General features: G+C 56.8%; 10 protein-coding genes. 4 read left to right on the forward strand and 6 right to left on the reverse strand.

The features are described from left to right. The first annotated feature begins 2 nt into the window (after nt 1-2). A complete protein-coding gene (locus CFE47_RS04960; protein WP_286835758.1) occupies nt 3-3,095 on the forward strand; it encodes a multidrug efflux RND transporter permease subunit in 3,093 nt (1,030 codons plus the stop codon). 90 nt (nt 3,096-3,185) lie between these two features. Continuing rightward, the gene (locus CFE47_RS04965; RefSeq protein WP_286835759.1) at nt 3,186-3,827 is read left to right on the forward strand and encodes a DUF1345 domain-containing protein; all 642 of its coding nucleotides are present in this window, start codon (nt 3,186-3,188) and stop codon (nt 3,825-3,827) included. Between the two features lie 12 nt (nt 3,828-3,839). Here CFE47_RS04965 and CFE47_RS04970 read toward each other — a convergent pair whose 3' ends face one another. The 5 genes from CFE47_RS04970 to CFE47_RS04990 all read right to left on the reverse strand — a co-directional run bounded on the left by CFE47_RS04970 (nt 3,840) and on the right by CFE47_RS04990 (nt 10,359). After that, on the reverse strand, nt 3,840-4,577 hold the full coding sequence (locus tag CFE47_RS04970; protein ID WP_286835760.1) for a molecular chaperone: 738 nt from the start codon (nt 4,575-4,577) through the stop codon (nt 3,840-3,842). Between the two features lie 54 nt (nt 4,578-4,631). Then, entirely contained in the window at nt 4,632-5,855 is a 1,224-nt protein-coding gene (locus CFE47_RS04975) for a hypothetical protein (RefSeq protein WP_286835761.1), read from the reverse strand. Nucleotides 5,856-5,906: 51 nt separating this feature from the next. After that, the gene (locus CFE47_RS04980; RefSeq protein ID WP_286835762.1) at nt 5,907-8,429 is read right to left on the reverse strand and encodes a CS1-pili formation C-terminal domain-containing protein; all 2,523 of its coding nucleotides are present in this window, start codon (nt 8,427-8,429) and stop codon (nt 5,907-5,909) included. A gap of 105 nt (nt 8,430-8,534) precedes the next feature. Then, nucleotides 8,535-9,032, reverse strand: coding sequence for a CS1 type fimbrial major subunit (locus tag CFE47_RS04985; RefSeq protein WP_286835763.1), 498 nt, complete (start codon nt 9,030-9,032; stop codon nt 8,535-8,537). Between the two features lie 388 nt (nt 9,033-9,420). Further along, nucleotides 9,421-10,359 carry a fibronectin type III domain-containing protein gene (locus tag CFE47_RS04990; protein ID WP_286835764.1) on the reverse strand — a complete coding sequence of 313 codons (939 nt, stop codon included), beginning with the start codon at nt 10,357-10,359 and terminating at the stop codon, nt 9,421-9,423. Between the two features lie 242 nt (nt 10,360-10,601). Between CFE47_RS04990 and CFE47_RS04995 the strand changes: the two genes are divergently transcribed. Together CFE47_RS04995 and CFE47_RS05000 are read left to right on the forward strand one after the other, a co-directional pair. Next, on the forward strand, nt 10,602-10,916 hold the full coding sequence (locus CFE47_RS04995; protein WP_286835765.1) for a helix-turn-helix transcriptional regulator: 315 nt from the start codon (nt 10,602-10,604) through the stop codon (nt 10,914-10,916). Nucleotides 10,917-10,923: 7 nt separating this feature from the next. Next, complete coding sequence (locus tag CFE47_RS05000; RefSeq protein WP_286835766.1) at nt 10,924-11,685, forward strand: hypothetical protein; 762 nt, start codon at nt 10,924-10,926, stop codon at nt 11,683-11,685. A 50-nt stretch (nt 11,686-11,735) separates the two neighbouring features. Here the strand turns inward: CFE47_RS05000 and CFE47_RS05005 are convergent, their stop codons facing one another. Further along, nucleotides 11,736-14,003, reverse strand: coding sequence for an autotransporter outer membrane beta-barrel domain-containing protein (locus CFE47_RS05005; protein ID WP_286835767.1), 2,268 nt, complete (start codon nt 14,001-14,003; stop codon nt 11,736-11,738). Nucleotides 14,004-14,069: the final 66 nt, after the last annotated feature.

The following is a 14,069-nucleotide window of genomic DNA, read 5'->3' on the forward strand; positions in this document are numbered from 1 at the left end:
CCATGCCGCAGTTCTTTATTGACCGCCCGATCTTCGCCTGGGTGGTGGCCCTGTTCATTCTGCTGGCCGGCGCGCTCGCGATCCCGCAATTGCCGGTGGCCCAGTACCCCAACGTTGCACCGCCTAAAGTCGAGATCTATGCGGTGTACCCCGGTGCTTCCGCGCAAACCCTGGACGAAAGCGTGGTCAGCCTGATCGAGCAGGAGCTTAATGGCGCCGATCACCTGCTGTATTTCGAATCCCAGAGCAGCCTGGGTTCCGCGACCATCACTGCTACCTTCCAACCTGGCACCGACCCGGAAATGGCCCAGGTGGACGTGCAAAACCGCCTCAAGGCCGTGGAGCCACGCCTGCCCCAGGCCGTGACGCAGCAAGGTTTGCAGGTAGAGAAAGTCTCCGCCGGCTTCCTGTTGCTGGTCACCCTGACCTCCAGTGACGGCAAGCTCGATGATGTAGCGCTCAGCGATTACCTGGCGCGCAACGTGATGAACGAACTCAAGCGCCTGGACGGCGTGGGCAAGGCGCAGCTTTACGGTGCCGAACGTGCGATGCGCATCTGGATCGACCCGCAGAAGCTGATCGGTTTCAACCTCACGCCCGCCGATGTAAACGCTGCCATCAGCGCGCAGAATGCCCAGGTGTCAGCCGGCAGCATCGGTGATTTGCCGGGCACCAACACCCAGGAAATCACCGCGGCGATCCTGGTCAAGGGCCAGCTCTCGACCCCGGCGGAGTTCGCCGATATCGTGCTCAAGGCCAACCCCGATGGCTCTACCGTGCGCATCGGCGATGTGGCGCGGGTAGAAATCGGCAGCCAGGAATACCAGTTCTCCACGCGCCTGAATGGCAAGCCCTCCACTGCTGTCAGCGTGCAATTGGCACCGGGCGCGAATGCGCTGAATACCGCCAACCTGGTACGGGCGAAGATGGATGAGCTGTCGCGCTACTTCCCGGCCAACGTGGAATACAAGATTCCGTACGACACCTCGCCATTCGTGAAGGTCTCGATCACCAAGGTGGTCTACACCCTGCTCGAAGCCATGGCGCTGGTGTTTGCGGTGATGTTTTTGTTCCTGCAGAACGTGCGCTACACGTTGATCCCCACGCTGGTGGTGCCGATTGCGTTGATGGGCACCTTTGCCACCATGTTGCTGCTGGGTTTCTCGATCAACGTGCTGACGATGTTCGGCATGGTGCTGGCCATCGGCATCCTGGTGGACGATGCGATTGTGGTGGTGGAGAACGTCGAGCGGATCATGGTCACCGAGGGCCTGTCGCCCAAGGACGCGACGAAAAAGGCCATGGGCCAGATCACCGGGGCTATCGTCGGCATCACACTGGTGCTGGTGGCAGTATTTCTGCCGATGGCGTTCATGCCGGGTTCGGTGGGGGTGATATACCAGCAGTTCTCGCTGTCGATGGCCACTTCGATTCTGTTCTCTGCGTTCCTGGCGCTGACGTTGACACCGGCACTGTGTGCGACCTTGCTCAAGCCCATCGCCAAGGATGACCACCACGCCAAGGGCGGTTTTTTCGGCTGGTTCAACAAACGCTTTGAACAGTTCACCGATCGCTACGAAGGCTGGGTCGCCTATGCCCTCAAGCGCAGCGGCCGTTACCTGCTGATCTACCTGGTGCTGCTGGTGGGGCTGGGACTGATGTTCAGTCGGCTGCCCTCCTCGTTCCTGCCCGTGGAAGACCAGGGTTACACCATTACCGATATCCAGTTGCCGCCTGGCGCCAGCAAGAACCGCACGGTGCAGGTGGCCGAGCAGATCGAAGCGCATAACGCCGAGGAGCCTGGGGTGGGTGATACCACCATGATCATGGGGTTCAGTTTCTCGGGCTCCGGGCAAAACGCGGCGCTGGCATTTACCACGCTCAAGGACTGGTCAAAGCGCAGCAGTGAAGATTCGGCTGCCGCCATTGCCGACCGTGCCAACGCTGCATTCAGCGAGCTCAAGGATGCGATTGCCTACGCCATTCTGCCGCCACCGGTAGACGGCCTGGGCACTTCGAGTGGTTTCGAGTTCCGCTTGCAAGACCGTGGCGGCGTCGGCCACGCGGCCTTGATGGCTGCGCGCACCGAGCTGCTGGCCGCCGCCGAGAAAAGCCCGATCCTGGCCAACGTGCGCGAAAGCGCCCTGGCCGAAGCCCCCCAAGTGCAGTTGGAGGTGGACCGCAAGCAAGCCAACGCACTCGGCGTCTCGTTTGCGGATGTGGGCAACGTGCTGTCGTCGGCCATCGGCTCGGCCTATATCAACGACTTCCCCAACCAGGGCCGCATGCAGCGGGTGGTGGTGCAAGCCGAAGGTGACCAGCGTAGCCAAGTGGCAGACCTGATGAAGATTCACGTGCGCAACAACGCAGGGAAGATGGTGCCGTTGTCGGCGTTTGTCGAGGCCAAGTGGACGCAGGGCCCGGCGCAGTTGACGCGCTACAACGGCTACCCGGCGATTGCCATCAGCGGCGAAGCGGCGCCAGGCCACAGCACGGGTGAAGCGATGAACGAGATCCAGCGGCTGGTCAACCAATTGCCGGCGGGGTTAGGCCAGGAATGGACCGGTTTGTCATTGCAGGAACGTTTGTCCGGCTCCCAGGCGCCGATGCTGTTGGGCTTGTCGCTGCTGATCGTGTTCCTGTGTCTGGCGGCGCTGTATGAAAGCTGGTCGATCCCTACCTCCGTGTTGCTGGTGGTGCCGCTGGGTGTGCTCGGCGCGGTATTGGCCGTGACCTTGCGCGGCATGCCCAATGACGTGTTCTTCAAGGTGGGATTGATCACCATCATCGGCCTGTCGGCGAAGAACGCGATTCTGATCATCGAGTTCGCCAAGGACCTGTATGACCAGGGTGAAGACTTGATGAGCGCTACCCTGAAGGCCGCGCGGCTGCGCTTGCGGCCGATCATCATGACGTCGCTGGCGTTCATCCTCGGCGTGGTGCCACTGGCGATTGCCACCGGAGCAAGCTCGGCGAGCCAGCAGGCGATTGGCACGGGGGTGATTGGCGGGATGATCACCGCGACACTGGCGGTGGTGTTTGTGCCGGTGTTCTTTGTGGTTGTCATGAAGCTGGTCAGGAAAAACCCGAGCTAAACTCGCTCCGGCAAGGGTTATGTGTTGCATTCATGACCACTTACAACCGGATAGGCTATGGTGCTCACAGTCAGCCAATTGTGAGCACTTATGTCGTTCCTAGCCCGCACCCACCCTCGCCTCTCTTGCGCCGCCGTACTGGGCCTTGCCATCGGCATCCTGGTCCCGGCCGATACACTCGTCAGCAAAATCCTCATTGGCTGGAATGCCGGCGTGTGGACCTACCTGGTCTTGATGCTCTGGCTGACCATCAGCGCCAAGGCGCCGGACGTCAAACGCATTGCCGAGATCGAGGATGAAAACGCTGGCCTGGTGCTGTTTGTGGTGTGCATCGCGGCCATCGCCAGCCTGGCGACCATCACCTTCGAACTGGTCGGCAGCAAGGACCTGCCCGCCACCGAGCGTCTACTGCACTACGGCTTCACCGGGCTGACCGTGATCGGCTCATGGCTGTTGATTGGGGTGATTTTCAGCGTGCATTACGCGCGCCTGTATTACACCTGGGACGGCAAGGAGCCGGCGCTGCGCTTTGCCGAGGGGCTGCTGACGCCCAACTATTGGGACTTTTTGTACTTTTCGTTCACCATCGGCGTGGCGGTGCAGACGTCAGACGTCGGCGTGGCCACCCGTAGTATGCGCAAGGTGGTGCTGGGGCAGTCGTTGATCGGTTTTTTGTTCAATACAGCCATCCTTGGCTTTTCGATCAATATTGCGGCGGGGTTGTTTGGTTGAAACGGTATGTGCTCAAAGCCCCTTGACGCTCACCGGAGTTTTTTTATCTCCCTCAATCAGGTTATAGCGATAAACCCGGCCAGGCTGTTTATCGAAAGCGTATTCAAGCCCCGGAATCAAATGCACTTTCCTTGTAGCAGCGCACTTGTCTTCGTCACTGGCTGAGCAATCCTTGAGGCCTTCAATCACCACGACGCTGTTGCCGTTGTTTTTGATGATATAACGCTTGGCACCGTCATCGATCTTAGTCTCAAACCGCGTGTTACTCGGGCGAACGAAGAACACCATCCCGTAGCCAGCCATCACATTGAAGCCCGCCGACATGTTTTTTTCGTAGGTTTCACGCTCAGCCTCAGAGACCGCGAACTTATCCTCCTTCTCAGGAACGACTGGCAGGAAACGAACCCGGAAATAGCGTTCTTTACTGCGATCACCGGTGTACAACAACCGGGTACCCTGCGTGCCTTTTGCCGGCACTATCAAACGCGCCGGGCTCGCCACCAAACCGTCTCGGGTGCTGCCTTCAACCACTTTCAGCGGCTCTTCACGAGCGCCACCTTTCTCGTAGAAAATTTCTTTCACTTCGATTTTCACAAATGCCGTTGACGTCCCGGAGTTATGAATGCGCTTGAGAAAGCTACTTTGACTACCCGGCATAAAGTCATAGAACTGACCAATCTGCAGGCTAGGGCCTGCGTAAACATTCAAGCTCAACAACAAGGTACCAATCACAACGTAAATAAACTTCATGGGATACAACCTCTGCTCAACCCACCTGAATAAGCCTCAGGTTTGCTACGGCCATCAAATATCCGAATCAAATGTTATATAGACAGTACCGCGATAACTGGACCCACTGGCCATGCTGTCTACGTGGGCGCTTGGTACTTCAAAGTGCACCACACTGGGCGCTCGTGAAATCGCACCCGTGGGTGAGAAGCGTTGTGTCTGCATCCCATCCAGTGTCAAGGCGCGCCGTTCCACAGGCAGGCCCACCCCGTCTACCCAAGGGCTGGCCAGACTGACGGACATGTTCACTGGTACTGCGTGCGTACCATTGTTTATCTCGCAGGTATTGGTGCCTGGATGCTCGCATGTAAGGGTTATCTTGAACGGGCTGGACGTCAAAATGAAAAACCGCAGGTCGCCCAGTAATTTCTCGGATTGTCGCCCGTGATTGATCCACTCCAACCAGCCACCCTTGGGTGCCAAGTGGACCCTGTCAGCGGACATGTCGACCTTGACGTCCTGTTTCACGGCCAAGTTCAGATCGAACGTCATCAACGACGAACTGGGTGTCAGGCTACCCATGTTGAAGTCGCTGCCGGCGCCGCCGACAGTGTAGGAAAATGACCCGTGATATCCGCCACTGATCAGCTTTTCCGGTCGAACAGCCTCCAACATGTAGTGAACATCAAGCGTCTCAAGCGTCAGATTGGGGATGTTGTAATCTGAATCTCGCGGGCATGTCGTCACGTTCAGCGGTGATAACCAGAATGCCGCAAACCGCTGGCCATCTAACGCTCCCGCCTGGGAGCTGCCGGCAATACTCTGGCAAGCTCCAGTGCCCGTGGACCATGACGGGGTCATCAAGAAGGCGTGTGCATCGAAATTTGAGAAATTAGGAGCGCCGATAATGCTTTGCGCCGTTGCGTTCAGACGATAGCGCGTACCAACACCCGCAATTCGAATCCTAATCTCTGCGGTTTCGCCAGGGATAGTGTCGTGTTGAACAGTAAACGTACTCCAATTGGCCGGTATACCAAACGGAATCACCTGATTTTGAGCAACCGGCCCTGTCAGGGTAATAGGGAAACTATTACTGCGAATCCCTCGGGAACTGCACTGCGCACTGAACGCAGCCTCAGTGCAATATCCACTTTGCGGCGTCAAGTTAACAATCTGCGCAATAGAGGGATTGCTTGGGTCAGGTTTAATTTCGGCCTGCACATCCAATGCACTGGCCGCACCGGTATAAAGGCCAGTGAGTGCCGAGATCAACACCAGCCGGTTCATTAACTTGGTCATATTACCTTCCTATGCACAGCAGCACGCTGGGCACTGTTATATAAGGCCCGTTCAACTGGCGTTTTCAGTCTTATAAGCAGCATCGGCCAAGGTGTCTGAATGACACCGCAGATCGCCCACCATCAACACATCATTTTCTCGGCGCTGGTTGGCTGGATCGAGCCGGAACTGGCATAACAACTGGCTGTTGTGCCGTACCTCAAGTGTAGGAGAACTCTCGCTCATCTCCAGGGAGAAGAACCCGTCGACCTCACTGACCCCGCGGCTCGCATGGTTGATTACGTGATGGCCCTTCAAGGGTTTACCGCCAGCATCCAGCAGACGCCCCATTACGGTCACCGTTTTCACGATGCGTATCTTGCGATACTCCACCCCGCCTTTATTCAAGTGGTAAGTCGTACGCGCTGGCTGAATCGAAGCCGCTGGCACGTCATTACCCTCAAAATCAAAACTCACCGTGCCACTTTTGTATGCCGAAACCGGGATGAAATTACGTCCGGGGCGCAACATGGCGTTAGTGCCATTGAAGTCATCGGCACGTACCTGAATGTCATCCAGATCGCTCTCTACATCGACGATCATCCCCGCCTCACCCGTCGAGCTCTGGCTACTGAACACGACGTTTTTGCCGCTGATGGCCAAGGTGCTATCCAGGTTAAGCCCACCCGTGACCGCACCATTGTAGGAAGACTGCTGCATGTGCGCCGAACCGCTGACCTTGGCGGTCTTGAAGTCAGCAGTACCTGCCAGGCCGGTGCCATAGGTATCGCTGCTGGCCGTTGCGGAAACGCTTTGCAGGACATGATCCTTCAGGTCGCGCCGATAGGTCACCGATGCATTCGCGTCGCGCGCACCTTCGCGCGAGGTGCGGGAACCAACGCTGCCGGAAAGCTGATGACCGTCCGAGCCCAATGCCATGCGCACACTGAGGTCAATTCCGCGATCGCGCTGATTCGCGGTACCCACGGTACCCGGGCGATCAAACACTGCCACCCGCCAGTCTGCCTGATGACCAAACAACTGCGTGTTACGCGTCCAACTCAAGTCCACCCCCACGCCCTCGCTGTAGCCCTGGCTATGGGAAACCTGCGCGCTGACCGAACTCTTACTGCTTATTCGCTGGTTCAGCGACAACGCAGTGCTACTGGTTTGCCCATTGAAGGTATTACGGGTGCGGGTTTGCGTACCGTCAGGCAGCACTTCGTATGTATTGCGAGTGTCCAGCCAACTACGCTGGTGGCGCAGCACCAGGCTGCCACCGTCGTACCGATGCACGCCTTGCACCTCAATCCCCGTCCCCTCGCCTTTCGTCTGGGAAACACTGGTATAGAGCGAGGTTTTGTCGCTCGCCGTCCATTCGGCGGAGGTGCCCAGTTGCAACTGGTCCTTGACCTGCCGAGCGGACAGCCCCAGTACAACACGCGGGTGCAACAGGAAATTGAATGCAGCACCGGCAGTCGGGGCACCTTCATCATCTTGCTGCCAATTGCTGAGCAAACGGCTTTCGCGCCCGGCAAACAGGTTGTAACGCCAGCGATTCTCCGGATTACCCCAGTTGGCAGGCTTGTAGATCAGCTCGGAAGTACTGGAGATGACCTGGCCGTCTTCCAGCAAACGGACTTCTACCTCGTAAATTCCGCCAGGCAAGGGCCGGGTATCCAAGGTTTGCAAACCACTGGCGACTTGTTGGCTATTGATCAGCATGCCATTGCGGTAGATCTCTGCTACGGCCTGACGGTTGGGCGTTACGGTAATCGGGTACAGGCTGGGTTGCAGAATGTCGACGACCAGGCTGTCGGAACTGCCGTACATTACGCCAAGCACTGTGTCCGGCCCCAGGCCGAGTGTGCGGGCTGGCCGGGTCAAGCCTTGGGTAGTCGGGGTGAAGTAACCGGCACGCACAAAAGTACCGGCCATTTCCCGTTGCGCATGCAACTCGTGCACAGCGTGATTCACACCGGTGCTCACCCCCGCCATACGCGAGATTTGTGCATTAAAGGTGTGTGTCCAATTCCCCAGGCTCGCACTCGCCTCAAGGCCATAACGCCCTGCGGGGTTCTGCTGCTGGCCACCACTGATGTTCAACTGGTTGCGCACGATCAAACCAACACTGCCGTCTTCGGGCTGATCATGGAACTGTTTGGTCTGAGAGCTACGCTCAGCATTGGCCGTGACCAAAGACACCATGGAGTCTTCCAGGCTGTAGTGCACGCTCAGCAACTGGCGGGGGCAACCACTTTTGCACGTCCCCAGCACCACGCCTTGGCTCAGGAACGCCGACCACTCGTCGCGTTCGGCGGGCGGCACATCACTGTCGCGAGCATCGGTGAAATTGACCAAAGTCACCCGCTCATCGCGGGACAACAAAATCATTGCCTCGCCGAGAAACTGTTGATCGACTTCCACCCGAACAGCCAACGGCACATCAAAAAAGAACTCGTGAAACTCTGCGGGGAGACCTTCGGCCTGCTGCAACAAACTAACGGATTTAACCGCCGTTTTGGATTCTTCGGCGAACGCGCCGGCGCAAAAAATTAGCGCAAGCGCCCCCGCAATTGGAGTTTTCGAAAACATGAAGATATCTCGAGTTAACGCTTGCGCGTGCAAATAAGAATGCGACCGTACAAAGGCGCGGTCGCACAATAAAAACACTGACTTAGTTTTATTATTTAACGACTATCAAGAAGCGTCGAACATCACACGCACAACACCGGTATAGTTACCTTCTTTGTAGCCGCCCGCTGGCTCAACCGGGGTGATTTGCATAGGGGCAATGATTTCAGTCACTGCAGCGTCAGCGGCAACTACCGACACAGCGGTATCTTTAATAAGAGTTACACCATTGAAGCTAATGTTCAGATCGATGGACTCGCTACCTGCAGTCATGCCAACCGGATCCTGCAAGGTGGCGGTAATGGCGGGGTTGCCAGTAGCGCCCGCAGCAGAGCTTTTGGCCTTGAAGTTACGGGTAGTGCTATCCAGTTTCTGAGCGGCATCATTCCAGATCAACTGTTGAGGCATAGTTACAGTGCCGTGATCAACAGGTTGCACATAAAAATCAGTGCTTGGGATGTCAGCGAATACCTGAACATCATGAGTCTGTGGAGTTGCCATAGCCGCCGAAGAAGCGATTGCCAGCGCCAGTACCGAAGACGTCATTGCGAATTGCTTGAACATTTATTTCACCATCAAATAACAGTTAAGTAAGAGTGCACACTTTAGCCACACTGACAAAAGTTCGGCACTGGAACGTTGAACAACTTCCGGGAGGTCATTGCGTTTCAACGGGGCGCATCTTCTGATATTTTTTGGAACGCACGCATAGGCATAGTCCGACATGGACGTAGGACTAATCCCAAGAAATATGAATTCTGGTTTTTTTTCGGCAGCAGAGATGTTGAATTTCCCAACGCTTCAGGCGAACAAACCTACAGCCGCATCAACCAATAGCTGTCGGAAATTGCCTACAAAGGCGCCCTGAGGAAAGGGAGGCATGGCCACATGCAAAAAAAATCCCGATGCAGACGCATCGGGATTCATTGAGGCAATGGCTTGACGGTGCAACCTAGCGCTTGAACGGGATTCCTATAGGAGGGTATTGGATGGTTTCGCGGTCGGACGAGTTCCCCGTCGCGTCAACAGCCCGGACTCCGAAGGTATACCGAACACCCGGTTCAAGATCTGTCACTGCGAACTGGGTCTCCTTGGTGGTTCCCAATTCAACGCCGACACCCTGATCAACGTGATAAGTAATATCCCTAGAGCTGTCGTAAGACGGATCCCAGCTGATGATTGCGCCAACGTTGGAGATGCGCAGGTCTGTGGGTTTGGTGGGGTCAGTAAAATCCCGAAAGCTGACTTCAATACAAGTAGGATCAGAAAAATGAAACTGCTCATCAAAGGTACGAATACAATACTGATGTGTTCTGCCTTGTTCTGGGCTGGTATCGGTATAAGGCGGGGCAGAAGGAGTATCCAGCAACTGACCGTCTCGGCGCAATTCGTAACGAGGACGCCCTATTTCAACTACGCCATCATTCCAAAAAAAGGAAACCTGAGTATCAGTTTGGCCATACTCAGTAAAAAAGCTCGGCGCTATTGGCTTGAAGGTCTCCCGTGTTTTAACTTCAAAAAATGCCTCACGTGGCCCCCCGCCTAAGATTGGAAAGGCTGTCACCTTGAGTCTGTATGTCCTATTTTTATGGAGCCCCTCGTATACAAATGTATTCAACTCGGTAGACCATCTCCCCACAATTGGCATTGATGGCTCTGGCAGCGTTACGTCAGTAACCATATAAACCTCATAGATGGAGTCGTCACCTCCGTATTCAAATTCCACCCAAGTTTCACCATGGTCCAACTGATTGAGATATAGTCCCGTTGCGACAACATGAGCAGTTTTCTGATTCGCCTCTTTTATAAAATCCGCCATCGCCGGCTCAAGAACAAATGAACCTGAGTGCTTTCTGGCACTACCAGGATCATTTCTTTTTTTCATAACCATGTCAGTTCTCCACACGCATCGTTATAAAACAAATAACCGCCTGTTTTGCCCCTCTAATCATTCACAAAATAATGCGTTGGGTACACTAGCAACTCTGCTAGTCGGGGTAGCGTTCTCGGCCGCACGCGAGAATCACGCCACAATCAACCTGTTATTTTTCACAGGTTTCAACCACTCCAAATCACGCTATAAGACTTGTCCATCTCCCAAGAAAAACACCAGGGATCATCGGGGCCCCAGCCATGTTCACAACACGCTCAGATCCAGGCTACAGCCCTTCCCACACCCACGACATGAGTGCCAAGGTGCTGCCACTGTCATTATCCACCCGAGAACGCGAAATCCTCCACTGGTGCGCACTGGGCAAATCATCCTGGGAGATTGGTCAGATCCTCAACTGCACCGAAGCAGGCGTGAACTATCACTTTTGCAATATTCGTCGAAAATTTGGCGTGCATACCCGCTGGCAGGCACTCGTCATAGCGCTGGAGGCGGGCATGATAAAGACCGATGAGCACACTGCGGTGAGGTCATCAGAAGCAGCGCTAAACGAGTGACAACCCCATGCCAGTCCGCAACCCCACTTTCAGCCAACAAGACCAAGGCTGGAACACCGAAGGCACCGTCGACTACACCCGCCACTACTGCCGAATCATCACCGGCCAGGCGTCGCAAAGCGTCAGCGTCACGCCGCTGGCTTCGTACCGTTTGCGCTTCTACACCCAAGTCATTTTCAAGGGCAGTGGCGAGCTGGTGATCCAGCCTGAGCCCCCCGCGGTCGCGCAGCATTGGGCCTATACCGCGTTTCACCCTTGGGCAAAGCGGGAGCTCACGTACGACGTGCCAGCGGGCACGAGTAACCTCACGCTGCGGCTGATCGGCAGCGCGGGCGAGGTGTGTTTTGATGAGTTTTATTTCGAGGAAGTGACGTTACCCCCGGACCCGGAGCTGATTAAAAACCCCGAATTCGATGAGCAACTCAATGACTGGACTGTTCTGGCGCCTCCGGGGACGGTCACCATCATCTCGACTTACTGTCAGGTGACCCTGGGTGGCACGCTGTACCAAGACATCCTCGTCGAGGAAGGCAAGACCTACAGGTTCCGCTTGCTGGCCCGCACACCCTTCTCCGGATCCGGGGTAGCGCGGCTGTTTGACACAAACGACCTAGGCAATGAACTGTTGCGTATCGACATGTCAGGGGCGGATTCATTCACGCTGTTCCAGCAAGACGTTCTGGTGCCTACAGGCACGACTTCACTGCGTGTGCAAATGACTTCGCCTTCGACACTTCACCTGGAATCCGTATCCTTCAAACTGCCCTGAACAGGCCCATGAGCGTGGCCGGCCCGTGCCACGCCCTTGGGCTCTATCCATCAGAAGCTGTAACGCACCCCTACGTTTGCACCCCACGGCTGATCCACACGCTCGCCCTTGGCATGCTCGAAATCGGCATGCAGTTGCAGGTGCTGAGACAGGGACACCGCCACGCCAGCGCCAAAGTCGACGCGCGAGCCGGACAGGTCGTTGTCGAATTTATGGTTGTTGATTGATACCTGGTTGTTCTTCGCAAACTCATGTACCAGCGCCGTGCGCAGGTAAGGCTGCACCAAGCTGCCGTCGTCCAGCACAATATCCAGCCCGACGGTCACACCCGCCTTGCCTTGCAAGGAATGGGTGTTCTGCCCCTTGGCTTGCATGCCGTTGTCCAGGCGATAGTCCTTGCCCCCTACGGCCACCGCAGAAGCCTGGGCGAAGGGTTCGACGAAAAGGTCGTTATCGAGCTTGAGGTGCTGGCCGATTTCGGCAGAGACACCGACTGCGTTGGTGCCATAGCTGCCTTTGGCCTGGCTGCCATCGCTGAGGCCGACCTTGGCGCTGCTTTCAAAACGGTTGGCCTTGATCACACCGTCGAAGTAGAAGCCGGTGTCGGTATCCAGCCACGTTGCATAGAGGCCCGCGTAATAGCTTTTGATCGTACCGGTGGTGCCGCGGGCCATATCGAGGTCGGAGGTGCTGTGCCCTGCCATGACGCCCACCAGCCAGGGGGTGCCGTTGTTCAGGGACGTATCGGCACCCAGGGAAAACCCGTGTTGCAGCTGTTTGTAGCCCACACCGTTGGCACCTTCCACCGCATATTTGTTGCCATAGCTGCGAATCCAACCGCCCGCCTGGCCGTCGTTGTGGCGCAGTTCACCCATACGGGTGCGCAGCGAAGTGGCTTCGCCATACCAGGCCGTCGGCGTGGCATTGAACAGGCCCAACACCGAGCGTGTGCCGGGGCTGATGACCCGCTGATTGGGGTCCAGGAACCAGTCGTTACCTACCTGCTTGAGGCCGTAGGACCAGGCGCCGATATCCACCGAACCACCCAATAGTGCGAACTGCGCATCACCGCCACCGGTATGCACGATATGCACATCGCCAGGGGAAACAGGCTCAGTGCCACTGGCAGCGATCAGCACGTCATGGTTACCGCTGGCGTTGCCTGCAATGTTCAGGAAGTCGTTCAGGCCACGGGCGAAATCGGCGCCCATGATGAACGTGCCATTGCCGCTGAGTGAGTCGGCATTGAGTTGGTAGAAGGCGTCCGACTCGCCGAACTTTACCGTACCGCCGGCCAGGGTCATGGCACCCACCAGGCTGTTGCCGGTCAGGGTCCAGCTGGATTGGTCGCCGATACTCAGCTCATTCACATTCAACAAGGCGCCAATCAAGGACGAGCGGTTCTGAAGGCTCAAATTGGCCGTGCTGCCCGCCTCGACGATTACATCGCCCTGTAGGTGGCTGTTATCGACCGTCATATTGGCGGTGGCACTGCCGGTGACCTCCAGCAGGTTGCCATTGCCCCCGATCAGCCTGGAACCGTTGTTGACCTGGATAGTGGCTTGGGGGTCGCGTCCTGGCGCGCCAGCCACGACAATGGCCGCGCCCGATTCTCCTTGAACGGTAGAGCCGTCCAGCACCAACGAGGCGCCACCGGTACTGCCAGCGACTCCCGTCATGCGCACGCCGTTCTGCTCCCCTATGAGGGTGCTTCCCTCGGCGAAGGCGGCGCCATGGGCCAGGAGCAAGCCGGTGCTACCCGTCGCAGTACCCTGGACCCACGAATCGGTGAGGTGCAACTCACTCAATTGACTGACTGATGCACCCGCCAGGGCACCATAAATCTCACTGCCAAACACATTCGCACGGGAACCGCCAAGGCTGCCTGCGGCCCGATTGAGCATCAACCCGATGCTGGAGCTGCTTTGAATGCGGCTGCCTGCAATGGTTGCTGTGCCATTGGTGAGTTCCATCGCGACACTGCCTGGCGCTGTTGCAGTAACCTCGGCACCGGCGAGGTCGACCGTAGAACCGTCCTGTGCGCGGATCGGCCCGACAGTACTGCCAGCGTTGACGGTGATGGCGGCGCCACTGCTGCTGATAGAACCCGCCGAGGCGCCGTTGACGATCAGGTTCGCACCAGAGAGCACCATCCAATCATGGGTAGGATCACCCGCCTCAATGGTGTAGGTGTCACCTGGATTGACGATCTGTGGCAGGGCCTGTGCGGGCATTGCGCCAGCCAACAACAAGGTCAGCGTCGGCACTTTGATTGCCAGGGATAAAGGGGATGGCTTGAAACGAAACAGTGTCGACATGATGTGACCCTCTGTCCATAGGCGAAGTGCCGGGGGTTAAAGAGGGCTCGACGGTACAATTCATTG

It is taken from the genome of Pseudomonas sp. PGPPP1, from assembly GCF_002255865.1.
GTDB classification, from domain to species: Bacteria; Pseudomonadota; Gammaproteobacteria; order Pseudomonadales; family Pseudomonadaceae; genus Aquipseudomonas; species Aquipseudomonas cremoris.